The sequence below is a fragment of the Cronobacter universalis NCTC 9529 genome (assembly GCF_001277175.1).
Lineage (GTDB): Bacteria > Pseudomonadota > Gammaproteobacteria > Enterobacterales > Enterobacteriaceae > Cronobacter > Cronobacter universalis.
This window is the reverse complement of record NZ_CP012257.1, coordinates 1,557,758-1,581,529: the sequence shown is the minus strand read 5'-3', so window position 1 is coordinate 1,581,529 and position 23,772 is coordinate 1,557,758. Positions and strand designations below refer to the sequence as shown.

Genomic DNA, 23,772 nt, shown 5'->3' with positions numbered 1-23,772 from the left:
CGGGTTCCTGAATAATCAGCCGTTTTTAAGTGATTCAAGATATTCCCAGCGCTCGAACGCTTCTTCCAGCGCGGCTTCGGCGGCGCTCAGCTGCGCCAGCACATCCTGCGTAACATCGTGAGGCTGGTTAAAGAATGACGCGTCGCTGACTTTCACCTGCAGCGCCTCAAGCTCCGCCTCCAGCGTCTCCAGACGGGCGGGCAGCTGTTCCAGTTCGCGCTGCAAGTTATAGCTTAGTTTGTTGCTGCCTCGTTTAACAGTTTCTGCCTTTGACTCCGCCGCCGCTTCCGCTTTCTTCGCGGCCGGCTGCTGCATCGCGCGCGACGAGGCCTGCTGGCCGCGGGCGTCGTGATAGCCGCCCACATACTGGCCGATACGGCCTTCGCCTTCGAAAATCCAGCATTCGGTCACGGTGTTGTCCACAAACTGACGGTCGTGGCTCACCAGCAGCACGGTACCCTGATAGCTGTCGATAAGCTCTTCCAGCAGTTCCAGCGTTTCGACGTCGAGGTCGTTGGTCGGTTCATCGAGGATCAGCAGGTTGCTGGGCTTGAGGAACAGACGCGCCAGCAGCAGGCGGTTACGTTCACCGCCGGAGAGCGCGCGCACGGGCGTCATGGCGCGCTTCGGATGGAACAGGAAGTCCTGCAGATAGCCAAGCACATGGCGCGGCTTGCCGTTCACCATCACTTCCTGTTTGCCTTCGGCCAGGTTGTCCATCACGGTGCGTTCCGGGTCGAGTTCCGCGCGGTGCTGGTCGAAGTACGCCACTTCCAGCTTAGTGCCGCAATGCACCCGGCCGCTGTCGGCTTTCAGCTGGCCGAGCATCAATTTGAGCAGCGTGGTTTTACCGCAGCCGTTCGGCCCCACCAGCGCGATTTTATCGCCGCGCTGCACCTGGGCGGAGAAATCGCGCACCAGCACTTTCTCGCCGACACGGTAATTGACGTTCTCCATCTCAAAGACGATTTTGCCGGAGCGGGTCGCCTCTTCCACCTGCATTTTCGCGCTGCCCATCACTTCACGGCGTTCGCCGCGCTCGCGACGCATCGCCTTCAGCGCGCGCACGCGGCCTTCGTTACGGGTACGACGCGCTTTGATGCCCTGGCGGATCCACACTTCTTCCTGCGCCAGCTTGCGGTCGAACTCGGCGTTTTGCAGCTCTTCAACACGCAGCGCTTCTTCCTTCGCCACCAGATATTTATCGTAGTCGCCCGGATACGACACCAGCTTGCCGCGGTCGAGGTCGACGATGCGCGTCGCCATATTGCGGATAAACGAACGGTCGTGCGAGATAAACACGATGCTGCCGGAGAACGATTTCAGGAAGGTTTCCAGCCAGTCGATGGTCTCGATATCCAGATGGTTGGTCGGTTCGTCGAGCAGCAGCACGCGCGGCGCACTGACCAGCGCGCGGCCCAGCGCCGCTTTACGCAGCCAGCCGCCGGAGAGCGACGCCAGCGGCGTATCGGCATCCAGCTCCAGCTGCGCCAGCACTTCCGTGATGCGGTTTTCAAGCTGCCACAAGTCGTGGTGCTCCAGCATCTCTTGCACTTTCGCAAGCTCTGACAGGTTTTTCTCGCTCGGATCGGCCATCACCAGATGGGAAATCTGGTGATAGCGCTTGAGGTATTCAGCCTGCTCCGCCACGCCTTCGGCGACAAAATCGTAAACGGTGCCCGCAACGTTACGCGGCGGATCCTGTTGCAGACGCGCGACGACCAGATCCTGTTCATAGACAATGCGGCCATCGTCCAGCGGCAGCTCATGGTTGAGGATTTTCATCAGGGTCGATTTACCGGCCCCGTTGCGCCCCACCAGGCAGACACGCTCATTTTCTTCGATATGCAGTTCGGCATTATCGAGCAGCGGCGCGTCGCTGAAAGAGAGCCAGGCGCCATGCATACTGATTAACGACATAATTCTTTATTCCTTGGTCTGGTGAGTAACAAGCCAGCAGTTGTGGATCTGGCGGTTGCGCGCGAAGTCCTGAGAGAGCGTTTTTTGTGTGATGTCTTGCGCTTTCAGGCCCAGGGCCGCAAGCCCTTCGTGATCCATCTTGAACCCACGCTTGTTATTGGAAAACATAATCGTCCCGTCGCGACGCAGCAGACGCTTGAGGTCTTTCATCAGCCGCAGATGATCGCGCTGTACGTCGAACGTCTCTTCCATACGCTTGGAGTTAGAGAACGTCGGCGGATCGATAAAGATCAGGTCGAACTGCTCATCGCTCTCGGCAAGCCAGCTCAGGCAGTCGGCCTGAATCAGACGATGCGCGCGGCCGCTCAGCCCGTTAAGGCGTAAGTTGCGCTCCGCCCACTCCAGATACGTGCGCGACATATCCACCGTGGTGGTGGAGCGCGCGCCGCCGAGGCCCGCATGGACGCTGGCGCTGCCGGTATAAGAGAAAAGGTTCAGGAAATCTTTACCTTTGCTCATCTGGCCGAGCATCCGGCGCGCGATACGGTGATCGAGGAACAAGCCGGTATCGAGATAATCCGTCAGGTTGACCAGCAGACGCGCGTTAAACTCATGCACTTCCATAAACTCGCCCTTCTGGGCCAGTTTCTCATACTGATTTTTGCCTTTCTGGCGTTCGCGGGTTTTCAGCACCAGCTTATTCGGCGCCAGGCCCAGCACCGAGAGCGTGGCGGCAATCACGTCGAACAGACGCTGGCGCGCTTTTTCCGGCTCGATGGTTTTCGGCGGCGCATATTCCTGAATCACCACCCAGTCGGCGTAGCGGTCGACCGCCACGTTGTAATCCGGCAGGTCGGCATCATACAGGCGGTAGCATTCAATGCCTTCCTGTTTCGCCCACTTCTCCAGCTTCTTCAGATTTTTACGCAGGCGGTTGGCGTAATCTTCCGCCACTTGGGCTGGCGCGGCGCCCGGCTGCGTCGGCGCCAGACGATAATTTTTCTGTACGCAATCGAGCGGGCCGTTTTTCGCTTTGAACTGGCGATCGGCGCGCAGTTGCAGGCAGCTTAACAGCTCCGGCGAGGCGCTAAACAGCGACAGGCTCCAGCCGCCGAACTGGTTTTTCATGATGCGTCCGAGCAGGCTGTGCAGCGCGATCAGCGCCGGTTCGCTCTCCAGACGCTCGCCGTAAGGCGGGTTGCTGATAACGGTGCCGGTCGGCCCTTCCGGCAGCGGATTGGTCAGATTCGCCACATCCTGCGCTGAGAACGTAATGATGTCGGCAAGACCGGCGCGACGGGCGTTAGTGCGGGCGCGCTCAATGACGCGCGGATCGTTATCGGAGCCGTAAAAACGCGAGGCATAGTCGCTAAGGCCGCGACGCGCGCGCACCTGCGCCTCGGTTTTCACCTCTTTCCATACGCTTTCATCATGCTGCGCCCAGCCGTTAAAACCCCAGTGGGTACGATGCAAGCCCGGCGCGCGATCGGTGGCGATCATCGCCGCTTCAATCAGCAGCGTGCCGGAGCCGCACATCGGGTCGAGCAGCGGCGTGCCCGGCTCCCAGCCGGAGCGCATCACAATCGCCGCCGCCAGGTTCTCTTTGATCGGCGCCTGGCCGGTGCGATCGCGATACCCGCGCTGGTGCAGACCTTCGCCGCTGAGATCGATAGCAATGCTGGCGGTGTCTTTATTCAGCCAGACGTTAATACGCAGATCCGGCAGCTCGCGATCGACGCTCGGACGCGGCAGATTTTTACGGGTAAAGGCGTCGACAATCGCGTCTTTCACCTTCATGGCGCCATACTGACTGTTGCGGATGGTGTCGTTAAGACCGCTGAAATGAACGGCAAACGTGGCGTCGGGCGCGAAAATGCTCGTCCAGTCGATAGCCTGAACGCCCAGATAGAGATCCAGGTCGCTGTAAACCGCGCACTCGCCAAGCGGCAGCAAAATACGCGACGCAAGACGGCTCCACATCAGGCTTTGATAAACCAGAGCCGCATCGCCCTGAAAATGCACGCCTCCCTGAACCACCTGGCACTCTTGCGCGCCGAGGTTTTCCAGTTCAGTTTTTAACAGCTCTTCGAGCCCACGCGCCGTACTGGCAAACAAAGCATTCATATCGTCACTTCAGTAAAAAGAAAATAGTGGCGCATTATAGCCAATCCCGCACGCATGTCATAAAGTTGCCCTTCTATTTCTTATGCCGGGAGGGCATACGCCATGGTTTTATCGCAGCTTTTCATTCATCCGGTGAAATCGATGCGTGGGTTGCAGGTTTCCCACGCGCTGGCGGATGTCAGCGGCCTGGCATTTGACCGCGCGTTTATGGTGACGGAAACCGATGGCACCTTTATTACCGCGCGCCAGTATCCGCAAATGGTGCTCTTCACGCCCGCGCTGCTGCCGGACGGGCTGCACCTCACGGCGCCGGATGGCAGCAGCGCCGCGGTTCGCTTCGCTGATTTCGCAGCCGCCCCCGCGCCGACGGAAGTCTGGGGCAACCACTTCACCGCGCTTATCGCGCCCGAAAGCGTCAATCAGTGGCTGAGCGGCTTTTTTGGCCGCGATGTGCAGCTGCGCTGGGTCGGGCCGTCGCCCACGCGCCGGGTAAAACTCCACCCTGGCGTACCACTCGGTTTCGCCGATGGCTTCCCCTATCTGCTCGCCAATGAAGCCTCGCTGCGCGATCTGCAAAAGCGCTGCCCGGCGGGCGTGGCGATGAATCAGTTTCGCCCGAATCTTGTCGTGACGGGCGTTGAGGCGTGGGCGGAGGATACCTGGAAAGTGATCCGCATCGGCGAAGTCGTGTTTGACGTCGCAAAACCGTGCAGTCGCTGCGTTTTTACCACCGTCAGCCCCGAACGCGGCCGCAAACACCCGAGCGGCGAACCGCTGGCGACGCTGCAAAAATTCCGCACGGCGCTGGATAACGGCGATGTCGATTTTGGCCAGAACCTGATTGCCCGCAACAGCGGCGTGATCCGCGCAGGCGATCGCGTTGAAGTCTTGGCTACCGGCCCGGCGCGGCTTTATGGCGCGGGTGAAATGGAAGAGAGCGTCATGCCTGCGGCAAACGCAGCGGCGCAGGTGTCTGTCGAATGGGAAGGCAAGCGCTTTAACGGGAATAATCAGCAGGTGGTGCTGGAGCAGCTTGAACAGCAGGGCATTCGGGTGCCCTACTCCTGCCGCGCCGGGATTTGCGGCAGCTGCCGCGTGACGCTGCTGGAAGGAGAAGTGACGCCATTGAAGAAAAGCGCGCTGAGCGACGACGGCACGTTTTTAAGCTGCAGCTGCGTGCCGGCAGGCCCGCTACGGCTCGCGCGTTAAACCGCCTGATCAAGGCTCAGATGCGGGGCGCTCGCCAGCGGTTTGAGCCGGTCATTCATCACTTTAATCGCATCACCCAGTTGCATCGCGCGGCCCGCCAGTGTCAACGCAGGCTGCGCCAGCAGGCAAAGCGTGGCGTTATCGCCAGGTTCAACCACCAGCAGATTCACGGCCTCGCCGCTGTCGCTCAGCCATACGCACGCGGCATCACCGCAGCCAGGCGACCATTCGGTGTCGTCATGGGCAAGGAAATGCCAGCTTTTCGGCATTTGAGGTTTGAGGAAACGGATAGCGACAAGGGCGTTCAGCACCAGTTCGGCGCGCTGTTCGGCGGCGAGGGGAAGGTCACGGCATTTTTCATCGAAGGAGAACCAGAGCGCGGCGTCATCGACGCAGAATCCTGAAGGATCGAACGCGTCGGGCGTCAACATTTTGCGGGCAAAACGCGAGCGAAACAGCATGCCGTTAGCCAGATCGAGCATCATCCGGTCGTGCTCATCATCGTAATACCAGCGCCAGTTATCGTCCGGCTTTATACGCATCGTTACCCCCTGGTGCGATGAAATTCAAAATTATTTCCCTGAATTTGCCGCTTCGTTTATTCCCTCATTAATCTAAGACAATGACGTTTAAATTAGCAACAATCGCGGAATATAAAACAACCAGGGCTGAAAATAAAGCCCTGGCGGTCTCAGATAGGGAAATGCTTAAAGGTGGGTCACGATTTCTTTAACGAGCGGTGGGCCTTTAAAAATAAAGCCGGAATAGATCTGAATAAGCGAAGCGCCAGCGGCGATTTTTTCGCGTGCGGCGATAACGGAATCAATACCGCCGACGCCGATAATCGGCAGACGCCCTTGCAGCTCCTGGCTTAACCGGCGAATGATTTCCGTACTTTTTAATTGCAGCGGACGGCCGCTTAATCCGCCCGTTTCATCGCAATTTTTCATACCCTGCACCAGGCTGCGATCCAGCGTCGTATTGGTCGCAATAACCCCATCAATATTATGCCGCACCAGGCTGTCGGCCACCTGGATCAATTCTTCGGGAGAAAGATCCGGCGCGATCTTCACGGCCACCGGCACATATTTATGGTGCTTTTGCGAAAGCGCTTGCTGCTGATTTTTAATGGCGGCGAGAAGATCGTCGAGCGCGTCGCCATATTGCAGCGAACGCAGACCAGGGGTATTCGGTGACGAGATATTAATCGCGATATACCCGGCGTAGGGAAACACTTTTTCCATGCAGATCAGATAGTCATCTTTTCCCTGCTCGACGGGCGTATCTTTATTTTTCCCGATATTAATGCCGAGCACGCCGTCAAAATGCGCTTTTTTGACGTTCTCCACCAGGTTGTCCACGCCGAGATTATTAAAGCCCATGCGGTTAATCAGCCCCTCCGCCTCGACCAGGCGGAACAGGCGCGGCTTGTCATTGCCCGGCTGCGGACGCGGCGTCACGGTGCCGATTTCAACCGATCCGAACCCCATCGCGCCGAGCGCATCGATGCACTCGCCGTTTTTATCAAGGCCCGCGGCGAGTCCCAGCGGGTTTTTAAACGTCAGCCCCATGCAGGTGACCGGTTTTGCCGGCACGTTCTGGCGCAGCAGCCCTTCAAGGGGCGTGCCGGTAATGCGGCGCATCTGCTGGAAGGTAAATTCGTGAGCGCGCTCGGGGTCGAGCTGAAAAAGGGCTTTTCGAACGAAGGGGTAGTACATGAACTCTCCTGGATTCCCGGTGTGCAAACCGGGGCGCTATTATCTGCGATCCGCTTCACAAAGGGAATTGACCTGCGGCAAAAAAGGCCCTGTGAAAGCAAACGTTTTCTTTTTAGCGTCGGTTTATGCGTTTTCCGGCAAAGCATCGCTACTATTTTTAGTTTCTCACGGCCAGCCCCTCTGCCACTATCCTCTCATATTGTTATTAATGTTAATCAAAAACTACATTTTGGTTATAAGGAGATGATATGCGGGTTATTACACTGGCGGGAAGCCCACGCTTTCCTTCACGCTCCAGCGCTCTGCTCTCCTGGCTGGCGGGCGAGCTTACCCGGCTGGAAGTCGAGGTCTGTCACTGGCATATCCAGAATTTCGCCGCAGAGGATCTGCTCTATGCGCGTTTCGACAGCCCGGCGCTGCTGACGCTTATCGAACAGCTCCAGCAGGCCGATGGCGTCATCATCGCCACGCCCATCTATAAGGCTTCGTTTTCCGGCGCGCTGAAGACGCTGCTCGATCTCCTGCCCGAGCGGGCGCTGGAGAAAAAAGTCGTACTGCCCATCGCCACCGGCGGCTCGGTGGGCCATCTGCTGGCGCTGGATTACGCGCTCAAACCGGTGCTCAACGCGCTGAAGGCGCAGGAGATCCTGCATGGCGTCTTCGCCGACGACACTCAGGTGCTGGATTACCACCATCAGCCGCGCTTTTCACCGCTGTTACAAACGCGTCTTGACGATGCGCTGGACACTTTCTGGCAGGCGCTGACCCGCCGCCATCTGGCGACCCCTGCGCCGCAGTTCACAAGGAGAACGTTACATGCTTAATCTTTTGCGTCGTCACGCCGCGCCGCTACTGGCAGCCAGCCTCGCGCTTTTTACCGCAGGCGTCAGCGCCGCCGCGCCGCAGCCGGAGGCGCTGCGCATCGGCTATCAAAAAGGCTCTGTGAGCATGGTGCTGGCGAAAAGCCATCATCTGCTTGAGGAGCGTTACCCGAACACCAAAATCACCTGGGTGGAATTCCCGGCGGGCCCGCAGCTGCTTGAAGCGCTCAATGTCGGCAGCATCGATCTCGGCAGTACCGGCGACATTCCGCCGATCTTCGCCCAGGCGGCGGGCGCAGATCTGGTCTATGTCGGCAGCGAGCCGCCGAAACCGAAAGCCGAGGTGTTGCTGGTGGCGGAAAACAGCCCGATTAAAAGCGTCGCCGATCTGAAAGGCCATAAGGTCGCGTTCCAGAAAGGCTCCAGCTCGCACAATCTGCTGCTGCGCGCGTTGCAAAAAGCTGGCCTGAAATTTACCGATATCCAGCCGGTGTATCTGACGCCCGCCGATGCGCGCGCCGCGTTTACGCAGGGTAACGTCGACGCCTGGGCCATCTGGGACCCGTACTACTCCGCCGCGCTCATTCAGGGCGGCGTGCGGGTGCTGACCGACGGCACCGATCTCGACCTTACCGGATCGTTCTACCTCGCCTCGCGCCCCTATGCCGAAAAATATGGTCAGTTCCTGACAAACGTGCTGGAGAGCTTCAGCGAAGCGGACGCCCTGACGCGCAGCCAGCGCCAAGCGAGCGTGAAACTGTTCGCGCAGAGCATCGGGCTGCCGGAGCCGGTCATTGAGCTCTATTTCGATCACCGCCCGCCGACGCGTATCACGCCCGTGAATGAAGAGACGGTCGTGCGCCAGCAGCACACCGCCGATCTGTTTTATGACAACCATCTGGTCCCGAAAAAAGTCGATATCCGCAGCCGCATCTGGTCCGGCGCTACTGAAGGAGCGAAATCATGAGTCTGAATCTGTTCTGGTTTTTACCGACCCACGGCGATGGCCACTATCTTGGTAGCGACGCGGGCGCCCGCCCGGTGGATCATGGTTATTTGCAACAGATTGCGCAGGCTGCCGACCGCCTCGGATTTACCGGCGTGCTGATCCCGACCGGGCGCTCCTGCGAAGACGCCTGGCTGGTGGCAGCCTCGATGATCCCGGTCACCCAGCGCCTGAAGTTTCTGGTCGCGCTACGCCCGTCGGTGGTGTCGCCGACCGTGGCGGCGCGCCAGGCGGCGACGCTGGACAGGCTTTCCAACGGGCGCGCGCTCTTTAACCTGGTGACCGGCAGCGATCCGCAGGAGCTGGCCGGTGACGGCGTGTTCCTCGATCACACCGCGCGTTATGAGGCGTCCGCCGAGTTTACCCGCGTCTGGCGTCGCCTGCTGGAAGGCGAAAAGGTCGATTTTGAAGGCAAGCATATTAAGGTGCGCGGCGCGCAGCTGCTGTTCCCACCGGTACAGCAACCGCGCCCGCCGCTCTACTTCGGCGGATCGTCCGACGTGGCGCAGGATCTGGCTGCCGAGCAGGTCGATCTCTATCTGACCTGGGGCGAGCCGCCGGAGCAGGTAAAAGAGAAGATAGCCCAGGTGCGCGCCAAAGCGGCCGCCCACGGACGCACGGTGCGCTTCGGCATTCGCCTGCATGTGATTGTGCGTGAAACCAGCGAAGAAGCCTGGCAGGCCGCCGACCGGCTGATCGCCCATCTTGACGATGAAACCATCGCCAAAGCCCAGGCGGCGTTCGCGCGTCAGGATTCGGTCGGCCAGCGGCGCATGGCGGCGCTGCACGGCGGGCGGCGCGACCAGCTTGAGATCAGCCCGAACCTCTGGGCGGGCGTGGGGCTGGTGCGCGGCGGCGCGGGCACGGCGCTGGTGGGCGATGGCCCAACGGTGGCGGCGCGCATTAATGAATACGCGGCGCTTGGCATCGACAGCTTTATCCTCTCCGGTTATCCGCATCTCGAAGAGGCGTACCGGGTCGGTGAACTTTTGTTCCCGCATCTGGATGTCGCCATCCCCGACGTGCCGCAGCCTCGCCCGCTCACGGCGCAGGGCGAAGCGGTAGCCAATGAGTTTATACCGCGCCGGGTGGCGCAGAGTTAAGGAGGCCGCATGACAAGCGCTTCGCAAAAATGGCTCCAGCGCGCCGCCCCGTGGGTGGTGCCGGTGGGAATTATCGCCGTCTGGCAGCTCGCCTCCCAGACGGGCTGGCTGTCGACGCGCATTCTGCCGTCGCCGGAAAGCGTGGTGGAAACGTTCTGGCGGCTGACGGCGAGCGGCGAGCTCTGGCAGCATCTGGCGATCAGCAGCTGGCGCGCGCTGGTGGGCTTTTCCATCGGCGGTTTGATTGGGCTGGCGCTCGGACTTATCAGCGGTCTGTCGCGCTGGGGCGAACGGCTGCTCGACAGTTCCATCCAGATGCTGCGCAACGTGCCGCATCTGGCGCTGATCCCGCTGGTGATTTTGTGGTTCGGCATCGACGAGAGCGCCAAAATTTTTCTGGTGGCGCTCGGCACGCTGTTCCCGATCTATATCAATACCTGGCACGGCATCCGCAATATTGACAGCGGCCTGCTGGAGATGGCGCGCAGCTACGGGCTTTCGGGCTTCAGTCTGTTCCGGCAGGTGATTTTACCGGGCGCCCTGCCCTCGATTATGGTCGGGGTGCGCTTCGCGCTCGGGCTGATGTGGCTGACGCTTATCGTGGCGGAGACGATTTCGGCGAACGCCGGCATTGGCTACCTCGCGATGAACGCGCGCGAGTTTTTGCAAACCGACGTGGTGGTGGTGGCGATTATTCTCTACGCCCTGCTCGGCAAGCTTGCCGATCTCAGCGCCCGCCTGCTTGAGCGCGTCTGGCTGCGCTGGCACCCCGCTTACCAGACTAAAGAGGCGAACGCATGACGACATCACGACTCAACCAGGGAACGCCGCTGCTGCTGGAAGGCGTGACCAAACGCTACGGCGCGAAGATCATCCTTAACGCGCTGGATCTGCATATTCCCGCCGGGCAGTTTGTGGCGGTAGTCGGGCGCAGCGGCGGCGGCAAGAGCACGCTGCTGCGCCTGCTCGCCGGGCTGGAAACGCCAGACGGCGGAGAACTGCGCGCCGGGAACGCGCCGCTTGCCGACGTGCGCGAGGATACGCGCATGATGTTTCAGGATGCGCGGCTGCTGCCGTGGAAAAAGGTGCTGGATAATGTCGGGCTGGGGCTTACAGGCGACTGGCAGCCTGCGGCGCGCCGGGCGCTGGAAGAAGTAGGCCTGGCCGACCGCGCGAACGACTGGCCCGCCGCGCTTTCCGGCGGACAAAAGCAGCGCGTGGCGCTGGCGCGCGCGTTGATTCATCGCCCCGGCCTGTTGCTGCTTGATGAGCCGCTCGGCGCGCTGGATGCGCTGACGCGCCTGGAGATGCAGGAACTGATTGTGTCGCTGTGGCGCGAGCACGGTTTTACGGTGTTGCTGGTGACGCATGACGTGAGCGAATCGGTGGCGATGGCGGAGCGGGTGTTGTTAATCGAAGACGGGAAAATTGGGCTCGATATGGACGTGGAGTTGCCACATCCGCGTCACCACGGTACGCCGCGGCTGGCGGAGCTGGAAGCACAGGTATTGAACCGGGTGATGCGTAAAACGCCTGCGCCGGTGCGGGCGGTAAAGGTGGGGTGATTCGTTATCCATAAAAGAAAGGCGGGTGCGCTTACGCTTACCCGCCCTACAATGCTGGAAGCGCAGGTATTGAACCGAGTAATGCGTAAAACGCCTGCGCCAGTGCGGGCGGTAAAGGTGGGGTGATTCGTTATCCATAAAAGAAAGGCGGGTGCGCTTACGCTTACCCGCCCTACAATGCCGACAGGGTGTTATGTCGGGTGGGTAAGCATAAGCGCACCCACCACAAAACCCCGTAGGGTGGGTAAGCGCAGCGCACCCACCACCCCACTTCAGCCCATCACGCCAGCGCCTTGCTCACTTTCTCATACAGATCGCCGGACAGCTTCGGCAGCGCTTTCAGCTCCTCCAGCGCCGCGCGCATCAGCGCCTGACGTTTTTCGTCATAACGCTTCAGACGGATCAGCGGCTCAATCAGACGCGACGCCACCTGCGGGTTGCGGGTATTCAGCTCAATCAGCATATCCACCAGGAAGCGGTAGCCGCTGCCATCTTCGGCATGGAACGCCGCCGGGTTGTTAGTGGCGAACGCGCCCACCAGCGCTCGCACGCGGTTCGGGTTGCCGAGGCTGAAGGAACGGTGCTCCAGCAGCGCGCGAACCTTGCTCACCACCGCTTTCGCCGGGCTCATCGCCTGCAACATAAACCACTTATCCATCACCAGACCATCGTGATGCCACTTGTCATCATACTCGGCGAGCAGCGTATCGCGGCACGGCAGTTGCGCCGCCACGGCCGCCGCCAGGGCGGCCAGCGCGTCGGTCATGTTGTCCGCGTCGTGATACTGGGCGCGGACCAGCTTGTCGGCCAGCTGCGCGTCGCCAAACGCCAGATAATGCAGGCAGGTGTTACGCAGCGCGCGTTTGCCGATATCCGCGTGATCGATACGGTAGCCGGTGAGTTTATGCGCGTTGTAGACCGCCAGCAGTTCATCGGCAAGCTCGGTCGCCAGCGTGCGGGTCAGCGCGTCGTGCACCGCCGCGATGGCCTGCGGATCGATGGTCTGGAACAGCTCCGCGATCTCATTTTGCGACGGCAGCGTCAGGATCTCCGCCGCCAGCGCCGGATCGATGGTTTCGTCAAGCAGGATCGCGCGGAAAGCGTCTGCCACATGCAGCGGCAGCGACAGCGGCTGTTGCTGCTGGTAGCGCGCGACGTTGAGCTTGATATGAGTCGCCAGCAGGCTCTGCGCCGCATCCCAGCGCGAGAAATCGTTACGCGCATGGCGCATCAGGAACGTTAACTGCTGGTCGCTCCATTTATATTCCAGCTTCACCGGCGCGGAGAATTCGCGCAGCAGCGACGGCACCGGCTGGAAGTAAACGTTATCAAAGACGAACGTCTGCTCCGCCTGCGTCAGGTTCAGCACATGGTGCACCGGATGCCCGTCTTTTTGCAGCGGGATAACCTTGCCTTCGTTGTCATACAGCTCGATATCGAACGGAATATGCAGCGGCAGTTTTTCCGGCTGATCCGCCGTCGGCGGCGTGCGCTGGCTTAACGTCAGCGTGTACTGCTCGGTCTGTGGATTGTAATCATCCTGCACGGTGACAATTGGCGTACCGGACTGGCTGTACCAGCGGCGGAAATGTGAAAGATCGACATTCGACGCGTCTTCCATCGCCTGAACGAAATCGTCGCAGGTGGCGGCGCTGCCGTCGTGACGCTCGAAGTAGAGCTGCATCCCTTTCTGGAAATTCGCTTCGCCAAGGAGCGTATGGAGCATGCGGATGACTTCGGAGCCCTTTTCGTACACGGTCAGGGTGTAGAAGTTATTCATCTCAATGACCATGTCCGGGCGAATCGGGTGCGCCATCGGGCTTGCGTCTTCGGCGAACTGCATTGCGCGCATGGTACGCACGTTGCTGATGCGGTTAACGGCGCGGGAGCCGAGATCGGAGCTGAACTCCTGATCGCGAAAGACGGTCAGCCCCTCTTTCAGGCTCAACTGGAACCAGTCGCGGCAGGTGACGCGGTTGCCGGTCCAGTTGTGGAAATATTCGTGGCCGATAACGCGTTCAATATTGAGATAGTCTTTATCCGTCGCGGTTTCAGCGCGCGCCAGCACGAACTTGGAGTTAAAGACGTTAAGCCCCTTGTTCTCCATCGCGCCCATGTTGAAGAAATCCACCGCGACAATCATATAGATGTCGAGATCGTATTCCAGGCCGAAGCGCTCTTCGTCCCACTTCATGGAGTTTTTCAGCGAGGTCATCGCCCAGCCGGCGCGATCCAGGTTGCCGCGATCCACATAGAGCTCCAGCGCCACGTCGCGACCGGAACGGGTGGTGAAGGTATCGCGCAACACGTCAAAATCACCCGCCACCAGCGCAAACAGGTAGCACGGTTTCGGAAAGGGATCTTCCCACTGCATCCAGTGGCGGCCATCTTCCAGCTCGCCCTGCGCCATGCGGTTGCCGTTGGAGAGCAAATAGGGGTATTTCGCTTTATCGGCGATAATTTTTGTGGTGAAGCGCGCCAGCACATCCGGTCGATCCAGATACCAGGTGATGTGACGGAAGCCTTCGGCTTCGCACTGGGTGCAGAGCGCCTCGCCTGACTGATACAGGCCTTCCAGCGCGGTGTTCGCCGCCGGGTTGATGTCGTTGACGATTTTAAGCGTAAAGCGCTCCGGCAGGTTTTCCAGCACCAGCGCGCCCTCTTCCAGGCGGTGATGCGTCCAGGGCTGTCCATCCACCTCGACCGAGATCAGGGTAAGGTCTTCGCCGTCCAGACGCAGCGGCGCGTTCTCCGCCACACGGCGGTTGATCTGACTGACCGCAGTGACCCGCGTTCTGGCGGCGTCGAGGTCGAAGGTCAGATCAATGTCGGTAATCAGGTAATCCGGCGCACGGTAGTCGTGGCGGTATTTTGCTTGTGGCTGTTGAGTCATAAAAAACCTTATCCAGGGTCCGTATGGTTACGTCTCCAGTCTATTCCTGTTGCGTTAATGTTGCCACGCAGAATCTTTCACTTTTCAGCAGCTACCGCGCAGATTGCTACATTTAAGTAACATGCGGCACAAATTGCCATCGACCCGCCTCGCCGGTTGTGTTGTGATCCTGCTTCAATAAACCGATAATCAGGGTATACTCCTGCGTCTTTATCTGCTTATGCCACTGATAGATACGCGCCTGTGAGAGGATGCCAGTTCGCACCATGACACAATACGCTTCCCCCCTATTGCAATCGCTGCTGGATACGGACGCCTATAAGCTGCATATGCAGCAGGCGGTGTTTCACCACTATTATGACGTGCATGTCGCAGCGGAATTTCGCTGCCGGGGTGACGATCTGCTGGGCATCTATGCTGACGCTATCCGCGAACAGGTCGATGCCATGCAGCATCTGGCGCTCTCTGACGCGGAGTATCAGTGGCTCTCCGGCCTGCCGTTTTTCAAGCCCGATTACCTCCAGTGGCTGAAAACGTTCCGTTATGATCCGACGCAGGTGCAGATCCGCAACGACGGCGGCAAGCTTGATATCCGCTTAAGCGGCCCGTGGCGCGAAGTAATCATGTGGGAAGTGCCGCTGCTGGCCGTGATAAGCGAGCTGGTGCACCGCTACCGCTCCCCGGAAGCGAGCGTCGATCAGGCGCTGGCGCATCTTGAAGTCAAACTCAATGATTTCCGCGCGATGACCGACGGGCTCGATTTAAGCGCTTTCCGTCTGATGGATTTCGGCACCCGTCGCCGTTTCTCCCGCGACGTTCAGCAGGCGATTGTCGAGCGTCTCAAGCTGGAGCCATGGTTTATCGGCACCAGCAACTACGATCTCGCCCGCCGTCTCTCCCTGACTCCAATGGGCACGCAGGCCCACGAATGGTTCCAGGCCCATCAGCAAATCAGCCCCGATCTCGCGAACAGCCAGATTGCGGCGCTGCAGGCGTGGCTTGACGAATACCCGGATATGCTCGGCATTGCGCTGACCGACTGCATTACGATGGACGCCTTCCTGCGCGATTTCGGCCCGGAATTCGCTGGCCGTTATCAGGGCCTGCGCCACGACTCCGGCGACCCGGTGCAGTGGGGCGAGAAAGCCATCGCGCACTATCAGCAGCTCGGCATCGATCCGCTCAGTAAGACGCTGATTTTTTCCGATAACCTCGATTTCGCGAAAGCGATTGAGCTCTATCGCCACTTCGCCGACCGCGTGAAGCTGGGCTTTGGCATCGGCACTCGCCTGACCTGCGATATCCCGCACGTGAAGCCGCTCAATATCGTGATTAAGCTCGTTGAGTGTAATGGCCGTCCGGTGGCAAAGCTCTCCGACAGCCCAGGCAAAACGATTTGTCACGATAAGGCGTTTGTCCGCGCGCTGCGCAAAGCCTTCGATCTTCCGCAGGTGCGTAAAGCAAGCTGATGTTTTCTCAAAGGGAGCCGCGCGCTCCCTGCTTTTCCCTGCCCTTTGCGATTTCTTTTTCCCGCACCGCGAATTCTGCTTGTCTGATGGCGTATGCCAGGTAACATAGATAACCCCCCGTCCGGGTGGAAAATGTTATTTTTGACCATTAACCAGAGAGAAAATTATGAGCGTTGTGCCTGTAGCCGACGTACTCCAGGGCCGCGTTGCCGTTGACAGTGAAGTCACCGTGCGCGGGTGGGTGCGTACCCGAAGAGATTCAAAAGCTGGCATCTCCTTCCTCGCCGTTTATGACGGTTCCTGCTTTGATCCGATACAGGCTGTCATTAATAATTCTCTGCCCAATTACAATGAAGAGGTTTTACACCTCACGACGGGCTGTTCGGTTATCGTCACCGGCAAGGTGGTGGAATCCCCGGGCGAAGGCCAGAGCTTTGAGCTGCAGGCAACCCAGGTTGAAGTGACCGGCTGGGTGGACGATCCGGATACCTACCCGATGGCGGCCAAGCGCCACAGCATCGAGTATCTGCGTGAAGTGGCGCACCTGCGCCCGCGCACCAACCTGATAGGCGCCGTGGCCCGCGTACGCCACACGCTGGCGCAGGCGCTGCACCGTTTCTTCCACGAGCAGGGTTTCTTCTGGGTCTCCACGCCGCTTATCACCGCATCGGATACCGAGGGCGCAGGCGAGATGTTCCGCGTGTCGACGCTGGATCTGGAAAACCTGCCGCGCGACGATCAGGGCAAAATCGATTTCGATAAAGACTTTTTCGGCAAAGAAGCGTTCCTGACCGTTTCCGGCCAGCTGAACGGCGAAACTTACGCCTGCGCGCTGTCGAAAGTCTATACCTTCGGCCCAACCTTCCGCGCTGAAAACTCCAACACCAGCCGCCACCTGGCGGAGTTCTGGATGCTGGAGCCGGAAGTGGCGTTCGCTAACCTGAACGATGTCGCAGGTCTCGCGGAAGCGATGCTGAAATATGTCTTCAAAGCGGTGCTTGATGAACGCATGGACGACATGAAGTTCTTCGCCGAGCGCGTGGATAAAGAAGCGATTGAGCGTCTGGAGCGTTTCATCTCCGCCGACTTCGCGCAGGTGGATTACACCGACGCGGTCGCCATTCTTGAGAAGTGCGGCGAGAAATTCGAGAACCCGGTCTACTGGGGTGTGGATCTGGCGTCTGAGCATGAGCGTTATCTCGCCGAGAAACACTTTAAAGCGCCGGTTGTTGTTAAAAACTACCCGAAAGACATCAAGGCGTTCTATATGCGCCTTAACGAAGATGGCAAAACCGTGGCGGCGATGGACGTTCTCGCGCCGGGCATCGGTGAAATCATCGGCGGCTCCCAGCGTGAAGAGCGCCTCGATGTGCTGGACGCGCGTATGGAAGAGATGGGTCTTAATAAAGAAGACTACTGGTGGTATCGCGACCTGCGCCGCTACGGCACCGTGCCGCATTCCGGCTTTGGTCTCGGCTTTGAACGTCTGATCGCCTATGTTACCGGCGTTCAGAACGTGCGCGACGTCATTCCCTTCCCGCGTACCCCGCGCAACGCGAACTTCTAATCCTCAGAGGGCCAGCTTGCTGGCCCTTTTTTCTGCCTACCCGTTTTGTTCATTTTTTATTACGGTTTCACTGTATTTTTGCCTGTACAAAAATTCATCACTTATCTGATGGCGATTTTTAGCACCGCTTCGCTATAGCATATTTGTACACAACTTCCACAGACATCCAGACTTCCATCCTTCCTGTACTGCAAAAGACACACATTACTTACAATTGTATAAAAATGCGTCTTATCTAAATTAATAATAAGGTTTTCATATATATAAGAAATGAATGGCCGAAATTTATTCACTTAAGTAATAAATTTGAGGTCTCTCACAAAGTTCCCTTTCATTAATAAATTCTTACACAATATTTCTTTTTGTTACCTGATTTAGACATTTGTAGCACTTTCCGGGTAGCGAAACGATTATATGAATGGAAAGATGCCAGACAGACACAGAAAGACACCAAACTCTCATCAATAGTTCCGTAATGAATTATTGACGGCAGTGGCAGGTGTTCAAAAAAACCAATGAGGGTAATAAATAATGATGAAGCGCAATATCCTGGCAGTGGTTATCCCTGCCCTGCTGGTAGCCGGTGCAGCAAACGCTGCTGAAATCTATAACAAAAACGGCAACAAACTGGATTTCTATGGCAAGGCTGTAGGTGAGCATCAGTGGACTACTAACGGTGACTCTAATAATGCTGATACTACTTATGCACGTATCGGCTTTAAAGGAGAAACTCAAGTTAATGACCAATTGACCGGTTATGGTCAATGGGAATACAACATGGATGCGAGCGCTCAGGAAGGTAAACAAGGCACTAAAACACGTCTGGCTTTTGCTGGCCTGAAAGCCGGTGAATATGGTTCTTTCGACTATGGTCGTAATTATGGTGCTTTCTACGATGCTCTGGCGTCTACCGATATGTTCGTTATCTGGGGTGGCGATTCTCTCGCAGCAACTGATAATTTCATGACTGCCCGTACTAATGGCGTTGCAACTTACCGTAACAGTAATTTCTTCGGTCTGGTTGACGGCCTGGCGTTGGGTTTGCAGTATCAGGGTAAAAATGAAGGTGATGGCCATGCAACTTCTCGCCAGAATGGCGATGGTGGCAGCTACTCCTTAGCTTACGATTTTGGCGAGGGCTTCAACGTAACTGCTGCATATACCAATTCTGACCGTTCTTCTAAACAAACGGAAGATGGCAAAGGTAAACGCGCTGATGGTTGGGCAACATCTGTTAAGTATGATGCAAACAATCTCTATGCTGCGGTAATGTACGGCGAATCACATAACATGACTCGTGAAAACGACGATCAGTTTGCTAACAAAACTCAAAACATCGAAGCTGTAGTTCAGTACCAATTCGACTTTGGCCTGCGTCCGTCTTTAGGCTACGTACAATCTAAAGGTAAAGACCTGTCAGCTCGTACAGCTAATAACGCCACCTTTACGGGCGGCGATAACGATCTCGTGAAGTATATTGAAGTTGGTACTTGGTACTACTTCAATAAAAATATGAACGTCTATGCAGCATATCGTTTCAACCTGCTGGATACAAACGATTATACTCGTGCTGCTGGTTTATCTACCGATGACCAAGCTGGTGTTGGTATCGTTTACCAGTTCTAATCAGCACAACCTTGTTGTCTGATAGCGAAAAAACAGGGCTTCGGCCCTGTTTTTTTATGTGTAAAAGAAAATTCTGCCAACTTTTGCGATCCACGTAACTTTTCCGGGCAAACGGTTGGCATTTTGTAAATCTCCCGTTAACCTGATAGCGAATTTCCCTTCTGAAATCACAATGGAACCTCGTCATGTTTGAGAACATTACCGCCGCCCCAGCCGACCCGATCCTTGGCCTGGCCGATCTGTTTCGTGCCGACGATCGCCCAACCAAAATTAACTTAGGCATTGGTGTTTACAAGGATGAAACCGGTAAGACCCCGGTTCTGACCAGCGTAAAAAAAGCAGAACAATATCTGCTGGAAAATGAAACCACCAAAAACTACCTCGGCATTGACGGTATTCCCGAATTTGGCCGCTGCACGCAGGAACTGCTGTTCGGCAAAGGCAGCCATATCATCAGCGATAAACGCGCCCGCACGGCGCAGACTCCAGGCGGCACCGGAGCGCTGCGCGTCGCGGCGGATTTCCTCGCCAAAAACACCGACGTCAAACGCGTCTGGGTTTCTAACCCGAGCTGGCCGAACCATAAAGGCGTGTTTAATTCCGCCGGGCTGGAAGTGCGTGAGTATGCCTACTACGACGCGGCGAACCACACGCTCGACTTTGACGGCCTGTTAAGCAGCCTGCAGGAAGCCCAGGCGGGCGACGTGGTGCTGTTCCATGGCTGCTGCCACAATCCGACCGGCATCGACCCGACGCTGGATCAGTGGGAACAGCTGGCGAAGCTGTCTGTCGAAAAAGGCTGGCTGCCGCTGTTTGACTTCGCCTACCAGGGCTTCGCCCGCGGTCTGGAAGAAGATGCTGAAGGCCTGCGCGCGTTTGCCGCCCTGCATAAAGAACTTATCGTCGCGAGCTCGTTCTCCAAAAACTTTGGTCTGTACAACGAGCGCGTCGGCGCCTGTACGCTGGTCGCGGCGGATGCCGACGCCGCGGATCGCGCCTTCAGCCAGATGAAATCTTGCATTCGCGCCAACTACTCCAACCCGCCGGCACACGGCGCGTCAGTAGTCGCGACCATTCTCAGCAACGACGCCCTGCGCGCCATCTGGGAACAGGAGCTGACCGATATGCGCCAGCGCATCCAGCGTATGCGTCAGCTGTTTGTGAACACGCTGGCGGAGAAAGGCGCAAACCGCGATTTCAGCTTTATCACCAAACAGAACGGCATGTTCTCGTTCAGCGGCCTGACCAAAGAACAGGTGCTGCGTCTGCGTGAAGAGTTTGGCGTGTATGCGGTGGCGTCCGGGCGCGTGAACGTGGCGGGCATGACGCCGGATAACATGGCGCCGTTGTGCGAAGCTATCGTCGCTGTGCTGTAATTCATCCATAAAAAGCAAAAGGGCCGCACAGTGCGGCCCTTTTTTATTGAGAGACATAATTACCAGACCGGCATTTCATCCTGCAGGAAAGGATTGTGCAGGCGCTCGTGACCGAGCGTTGACATCGGGCCGTGGCCAGGAATAAAAGTGACGTCATCGCCGAGCGGCAGCAGCTTACGCTTGATGGCATCAATAAGCTGGCTGTGATCGCCGCGCGGGAAATCGCTGCGCCCCACCCCGCCTTTGAATATCACGTCGCCGGAGACCAGCAGGCGGGACTGGGCGTCGAAAAAGACAATATGGCCCGGCGTATGGCCCGGACAGTGCAGCACGGCAAGCGTTATATTGCCGACGTTCACCGTGTCGCCTTCATTAAGCCAGCGATCTGGCGTCAGCGGCTGGCACTCATCAAGGCCAAACATGCGGCTTTGCGCAGGCAGGCCCTGCAGCCAGAACTCATCTTCTTTTTCCGGGCCGATAATGGGGATGCCGTAGTGCGCCGCAAGCTCCGCCGCCGCGCCGACGTGGTCGAGATGACCATGCGTCAACAGGATCTGCTGCAGCGTCACGCCCAGACGGGCGACCTCTTCCTTGATACGCTGCGCATCGCCGCCAGGGTCCACCAGCGCCGCCTGTCGCGTCTCCTCACACCAGATTAACGAGCAGTTCTGGGCGAACGCCGTTACCGGAATAATATGATAGTTCATACCGCTCCTTTTACCCGGCGCGCTGCCGGGGTCGTTAATTACCAGTGCCTTAGCGGCCCGGTATCAATATGCACAAAGTTACTGCTGGGATAGTATCCTACACCACCGGCGCGCAGAGATAACGCCGCTTTGCGAATATTGCTTAACGAAATGCCTTCGATATGAAAATCCATGGCCTGGCCTTTGGTGTGGTAGCTGTGTTTCGCTACACCGCGGCTTTTGGATCGCAATTCGTTATTGGTATCAACGGAGCGATAGCCGGAGATCAGCTGTACCGGTTTGCGGGTGCCGAGCAGCCCCTGCAAACGGAAAAGCTGGTCAAATAAACGGGGATCAATCGCTTTTACCTTATTTGCCCGGTAATCACGAAAGAAATGGTTAAGCTTTGCTAATTCATCCTGAATATAGCCCCGGCCATCAAAAAATTCGGCCTTAATCGATTCGCCGGTATGTAAGTTATTTAGCGTAAGAATACGCGGTCGTGGCGTCGACAGGGTAGCAAACGCAGGCGTGGGCAGTATCGCAGCGCCTAAAGCGGCGCCGCCGAACGCCAGCAGTTTGCGGCGATGAGCGTCAATTTTATCCATGATATTCAGGTCTACAATCAAATGAACAATAACTATGCACTTCTGGCGCACGAGTGGCACCTTAACCGCCAGCCGGGGGGGAGTCAATACGGGTCAAAGCCGCGAATAACGGGCCTTTTTTCACGTTCGGCCCGTTTTCGCTTCACATAGAGCAGGTTAAGTCCGCGGAATTAAACCTGTTAGCGGATGAGTTGTTCCACTTTTGGGAGGATTTGTGCGCCCGATCGCGCGGTATGATCATAATTGTAAATATCTGTACGATATTGCGGACGCCCGTCTTCGCCAATAAAGGCGGTCAGATAATAGAGGTTCACCGGAATGGTCTGCGGAATATTCACGTAACGCGTATTCCCCTCTTTCAGCGTCTGCGAAATGCGCGAATCATTCCAGCCCGCATCCTGCAGCAGCATATTAGCCAGTTCAGACGCCTTGTTCACACGCACGCAGCCGGAGCTGAGCGCCCGCGCATCGCGCTGGAAGAGATTGTGGTTCGGCGTATCGTGTAGATAGATAGCGTCTGAGCTCGGCATATTGAACTTATACCGCCCCAGCGAGTTATGCGCGCCCGGCGCCTGCTGGAAACGGAAAGGCAGGTTAGACGGCGTAATCGTCGCCCAGTCCACCATCCACGGATCCACCACGTCAGCATTGCTCCCCCAGCCGTTCAGCACGGTATAGCCGTGGCTTTCGAGATACCCGGGGTCGTTCCAGACTTTCGGCAGAATATCTTTGCGCGCCAGCGTCGGCGGCACGTTCCACGGCGGGTTCACCACCACGTTATTGAGCGCGCTGCTCATCAGCGGCGTTTTGCGATCGGGTCTGCCGACGATAACGCGCGACGCCAGCACCTGATTGCCGTTCTGGTAATAGACCAGCGAATACTCGGGAATATTCACCATAATGCCGGTGCTAAGTTTGCCAGGCAGCAGGCGCAGACGCTGGATATTAAGCGCCAGCAGCGCCGCGCGCTGCGCGGGCGTCACGTTCAGCCAGTCGCGGGTCGACTGGCCAATCACGCCATCGGCGCCCAGCCCCTGCCACTTCTGAAAACGTTTCACCGCCGCGACGAGGTCTTTATCGTAGACAGCGCGCGCCGGTTTCGGCGTGCTGGACTGGCTCGCGGTTTGCGCAGCCGCAGACGGGCTCACGACGCCATTATTATCGCCCGGCAACACAATATCCGGGCCGCCGTCCAGCATCCCGGTGCGCTGTAAAATCTCTTTCAGCGCCGGCACGTCGCTGCTCCACTGACCGGGGCGCAGCTTCTCTTTGCCGGTCATCTGCGGCCACGGACGCGTGTCCGCCACCAGTTGCAACAGCGAGGCGTGCATCGCCGCATAGTGCGGGTGCGCAGGGGCGAGAGAGCGCACAAACGCGGGGACAGAGCCATTATCCAGCGCGACCTGCCACTGGTTAAGGACGTTCAGCGCGGGCATTTCCGGTTTGTACGGCTTTTCGCTGTAGAGCCAGCGGTTGCCCTGGCTTGGGATGCCGGAAATAAACTGCAGATAGCCGACCATCGCGTCGCTCAGCACGATATCGCGCGCGAGCCCCGTCACGGCAGGATTGGTGAGTTGCTCAACCCAGGCGGTAAACTGCGGCTGAAAACCGGCCAGCGCCACTTCCGCCAGCTGCTGCTGGAATGCCTGCACCGCGTCGCGGTTCTCCCACATGGGCTTGAGATCGCGGGCAGCGTATAGCCCCACCAGCGCGTTCATATACACAGGCGTAAAGCCCGCAGGCAGCGCCGCCTGTAGTTGCGTACGCGCGCTCGCGAGGCGACTTGCGGCATCGGGCGCCGCATTCGCCGCCAGGAACGCCATGCCCGGCGACAGCGCCAGCGGCTGCGCGCTGAGCGTTGTAATGCTGTCGGTCGTGATCAGTTCCGGTTCATCGGCATACGCGTTAAACAGTGGAGCGATACTGAGAGCCAGGCACAAACTCAGCGCTGACCGTCGAAAACCATGCATATTAAGCACCATCCCTTGCCCCCTGTTTTTCAGAATAGTTCGGCACTCAGGCTTATTGTGAGTATATAAAGAGAAAAAACCATTTGCCTGACCGAATGTAAAGAAGTTTAA

The 23,772-nt window shown here is 57.9% G+C and carries 18 protein-coding genes; 10 read left to right on the top strand and 8 right to left on the bottom strand.

The window, feature by feature from the left end; all coding sequences use genetic code 11:
- Positions 1-15: 15 nt before the first annotated feature.
- Positions 16-1,920 carry an ABC transporter ATP-binding protein gene (locus tag AFK65_RS07165; protein WP_007707570.1) on the bottom strand — a complete coding sequence of 635 codons (1,905 nt, stop codon included), beginning with the start codon at positions 1,918-1,920 and terminating at the stop codon, positions 16-18.
- 6 nt (positions 1,921-1,926) lie between these two features.
- Positions 1,927-4,044 (bottom strand): bifunctional 23S rRNA (guanine(2069)-N(7))-methyltransferase RlmK/23S rRNA (guanine(2445)-N(2))-methyltransferase RlmL, encoded by a 2,118-nt coding sequence (gene rlmKL / locus AFK65_RS07160; protein WP_007707568.1) that lies wholly within the window; start codon positions 4,042-4,044, stop codon positions 1,927-1,929.
- Between the two features lie 102 nt (positions 4,045-4,146).
- Between rlmKL and AFK65_RS07155 the strand changes: the two genes are divergently transcribed.
- On the top strand, positions 4,147-5,253 hold the full coding sequence (locus AFK65_RS07155; protein ID WP_038857573.1) for a YcbX family protein: 1,107 nt from the start codon (positions 4,147-4,149) through the stop codon (positions 5,251-5,253).
- Here the strand turns inward: AFK65_RS07155 and AFK65_RS07150 are convergent.
- Positions 5,250-5,795 (bottom strand): cell division protein ZapC, encoded by a 546-nt coding sequence (locus AFK65_RS07150; RefSeq protein ID WP_007707565.1) that lies wholly within the window; start codon positions 5,793-5,795, stop codon positions 5,250-5,252. The genes AFK65_RS07155 and AFK65_RS07150 overlap by 4 nt on opposite strands.
- A gap of 165 nt (positions 5,796-5,960) precedes the next feature.
- The gene (pyrD, locus tag AFK65_RS07145; RefSeq protein ID WP_007707563.1) at positions 5,961-6,971 is read right to left on the bottom strand and encodes a quinone-dependent dihydroorotate dehydrogenase; all 1,011 of its coding nucleotides are present in this window, start codon (positions 6,969-6,971) and stop codon (positions 5,961-5,963) included.
- Between the two features lie 248 nt (positions 6,972-7,219).
- Here pyrD and ssuE point away from each other — a divergent pair, with 248 nt between their 5' ends.
- Genes ssuE through ssuB form a run of 5 tightly spaced genes read left to right on the top strand, consistent with a single transcriptional unit; the run spans position 7,220 to position 11,466 of the window.
- Positions 7,220-7,795, top strand: coding sequence for an NADPH-dependent FMN reductase (gene ssuE, locus AFK65_RS07140; RefSeq protein WP_007707561.1), 576 nt, complete (start codon positions 7,220-7,222; stop codon positions 7,793-7,795).
- Positions 7,788-8,759: a sulfonate ABC transporter substrate-binding protein gene (locus AFK65_RS07135; protein WP_007707559.1), complete on the top strand. Its 972-nt coding sequence runs from the start codon at positions 7,788-7,790 to the stop codon at positions 8,757-8,759. The genes ssuE and AFK65_RS07135 overlap by 8 nt, the downstream gene beginning before the upstream one ends.
- Complete coding sequence (ssuD, locus tag AFK65_RS07130) at positions 8,756-9,901, top strand: FMNH2-dependent alkanesulfonate monooxygenase (protein WP_032982531.1); 1,146 nt, start codon at positions 8,756-8,758, stop codon at positions 9,899-9,901. The genes AFK65_RS07135 and ssuD overlap by 4 nt, the downstream gene beginning before the upstream one ends.
- A gap of 9 nt (positions 9,902-9,910) precedes the next feature.
- Entirely contained in the window at positions 9,911-10,702 is a 792-nt protein-coding gene (ssuC, locus tag AFK65_RS07125; protein WP_007707551.1) for an aliphatic sulfonate ABC transporter permease SsuC, read from the top strand.
- A complete protein-coding gene (ssuB, locus tag AFK65_RS07120) occupies positions 10,699-11,466 on the top strand; it encodes an aliphatic sulfonates ABC transporter ATP-binding protein (protein WP_007707547.1) in 768 nt (255 codons plus the stop codon). Before ssuC ends, ssuB begins: the two co-directional genes overlap by 4 nt.
- 280 nt (positions 11,467-11,746) lie before the next feature.
- Here ssuB and pepN read toward each other — a convergent pair whose 3' ends face one another.
- Positions 11,747-14,359 (bottom strand): aminopeptidase N, encoded by a 2,613-nt coding sequence (gene pepN / locus AFK65_RS07115; RefSeq protein ID WP_007707545.1) that lies wholly within the window; start codon positions 14,357-14,359, stop codon positions 11,747-11,749.
- A 266-nt stretch (positions 14,360-14,625) separates the two neighbouring features.
- Between pepN and pncB the strand changes: the two genes are divergently transcribed.
- From pncB to AFK65_RS07095, 4 genes are all read left to right on the top strand, one after another.
- Positions 14,626-15,828 (top strand): nicotinate phosphoribosyltransferase, encoded by a 1,203-nt coding sequence (pncB, locus tag AFK65_RS07110; RefSeq protein WP_032804465.1) that lies wholly within the window; start codon positions 14,626-14,628, stop codon positions 15,826-15,828.
- A 166-nt stretch (positions 15,829-15,994) separates the two neighbouring features.
- The gene (gene asnS / locus AFK65_RS07105; RefSeq protein WP_007707536.1) at positions 15,995-17,395 is read left to right on the top strand and encodes an asparagine--tRNA ligase; all 1,401 of its coding nucleotides are present in this window, start codon (positions 15,995-15,997) and stop codon (positions 17,393-17,395) included.
- A 531-nt stretch (positions 17,396-17,926) separates the two neighbouring features.
- Positions 17,927-19,021 carry a porin gene (locus AFK65_RS07100; RefSeq protein WP_007707533.1) on the top strand — a complete coding sequence of 365 codons (1,095 nt, stop codon included), beginning with the start codon at positions 17,927-17,929 and terminating at the stop codon, positions 19,019-19,021.
- A 185-nt stretch (positions 19,022-19,206) separates the two neighbouring features.
- Positions 19,207-20,397, top strand: a complete 1,191-nt coding sequence (locus AFK65_RS07095; protein WP_007707530.1) for an amino acid aminotransferase — start codon at positions 19,207-19,209, stop codon at positions 20,395-20,397.
- A gap of 59 nt (positions 20,398-20,456) precedes the next feature.
- On the opposite strand, the gene AFK65_RS07090 is transcribed toward AFK65_RS07095, so the two are convergent.
- The 3 genes from AFK65_RS07090 to ldtD form a co-directional block, all read right to left on the bottom strand.
- On the bottom strand, positions 20,457-21,104 hold the full coding sequence (locus tag AFK65_RS07090; protein ID WP_007707528.1) for an MBL fold metallo-hydrolase: 648 nt from the start codon (positions 21,102-21,104) through the stop codon (positions 20,457-20,459).
- A gap of 38 nt (positions 21,105-21,142) precedes the next feature.
- On the bottom strand, positions 21,143-21,691 hold the full coding sequence (locus tag AFK65_RS07085) for a YcbK family protein (RefSeq protein ID WP_032805302.1): 549 nt from the start codon (positions 21,689-21,691) through the stop codon (positions 21,143-21,145).
- A gap of 179 nt (positions 21,692-21,870) precedes the next feature.
- Complete coding sequence (gene ldtD, locus AFK65_RS07080; protein WP_007707523.1) at positions 21,871-23,673, bottom strand: L,D-transpeptidase; 1,803 nt, start codon at positions 23,671-23,673, stop codon at positions 21,871-21,873.
- Positions 23,674-23,772 lie beyond the last annotated feature (99 nt).

What these genes read in the sequence shown, in the direction of transcription:
- AFK65_RS07165 (WP_007707570.1), bottom strand. Translation starts at nt 1,920, where the DNA reads ATGTCGTTAATCAGTATGCATGGCGCCTGGCTCTCTTTCAGCGACGCG.
- rlmKL (WP_007707568.1), bottom strand. Translation starts at nt 4,044, where the DNA reads ATGAATGCTTTGTTTGCCAGTACGGCGCGTGGGCTCGAAGAGCTGTTA.
- AFK65_RS07155 (WP_038857573.1), top strand. Translation starts at nt 4,147, where the DNA reads ATGGTTTTATCGCAGCTTTTCATTCATCCGGTGAAATCGATGCGTGGG.
- AFK65_RS07150 (WP_007707565.1), bottom strand. Translation starts at nt 5,795, where the DNA reads ATGCGTATAAAGCCGGACGATAACTGGCGCTGGTATTACGATGATGAG.
- pyrD (WP_007707563.1), bottom strand. Translation starts at nt 6,971, where the DNA reads ATGTACTACCCCTTCGTTCGAAAAGCCCTTTTTCAGCTCGACCCCGAG.
- ssuE (WP_007707561.1), top strand. Translation starts at nt 7,220, where the DNA reads ATGCGGGTTATTACACTGGCGGGAAGCCCACGCTTTCCTTCACGCTCC.
- AFK65_RS07135 (WP_007707559.1), top strand. Translation starts at nt 7,788, where the DNA reads ATGCTTAATCTTTTGCGTCGTCACGCCGCGCCGCTACTGGCAGCCAGC.
- ssuD (WP_032982531.1), top strand. Translation starts at nt 8,756, where the DNA reads ATGAGTCTGAATCTGTTCTGGTTTTTACCGACCCACGGCGATGGCCAC.
- ssuC (WP_007707551.1), top strand. Translation starts at nt 9,911, where the DNA reads ATGACAAGCGCTTCGCAAAAATGGCTCCAGCGCGCCGCCCCGTGGGTG.
- ssuB (WP_007707547.1), top strand. Translation starts at nt 10,699, where the DNA reads ATGACGACATCACGACTCAACCAGGGAACGCCGCTGCTGCTGGAAGGC.
- pepN (WP_007707545.1), bottom strand. Translation starts at nt 14,359, where the DNA reads ATGACTCAACAGCCACAAGCAAAATACCGCCACGACTACCGTGCGCCG.
- pncB (WP_032804465.1), top strand. Translation starts at nt 14,626, where the DNA reads ATGACACAATACGCTTCCCCCCTATTGCAATCGCTGCTGGATACGGAC.
- asnS (WP_007707536.1), top strand. Translation starts at nt 15,995, where the DNA reads ATGAGCGTTGTGCCTGTAGCCGACGTACTCCAGGGCCGCGTTGCCGTT.
- AFK65_RS07100 (WP_007707533.1), top strand. Translation starts at nt 17,927, where the DNA reads ATGATGAAGCGCAATATCCTGGCAGTGGTTATCCCTGCCCTGCTGGTA.
- AFK65_RS07095 (WP_007707530.1), top strand. Translation starts at nt 19,207, where the DNA reads ATGTTTGAGAACATTACCGCCGCCCCAGCCGACCCGATCCTTGGCCTG.
- AFK65_RS07090 (WP_007707528.1), bottom strand. Translation starts at nt 21,104, where the DNA reads ATGAACTATCATATTATTCCGGTAACGGCGTTCGCCCAGAACTGCTCG.
- AFK65_RS07085 (WP_032805302.1), bottom strand. Translation starts at nt 21,691, where the DNA reads ATGGATAAAATTGACGCTCATCGCCGCAAACTGCTGGCGTTCGGCGGC.
- ldtD (WP_007707523.1), bottom strand. Translation starts at nt 23,673, where the DNA reads ATGGTGCTTAATATGCATGGTTTTCGACGGTCAGCGCTGAGTTTGTGC.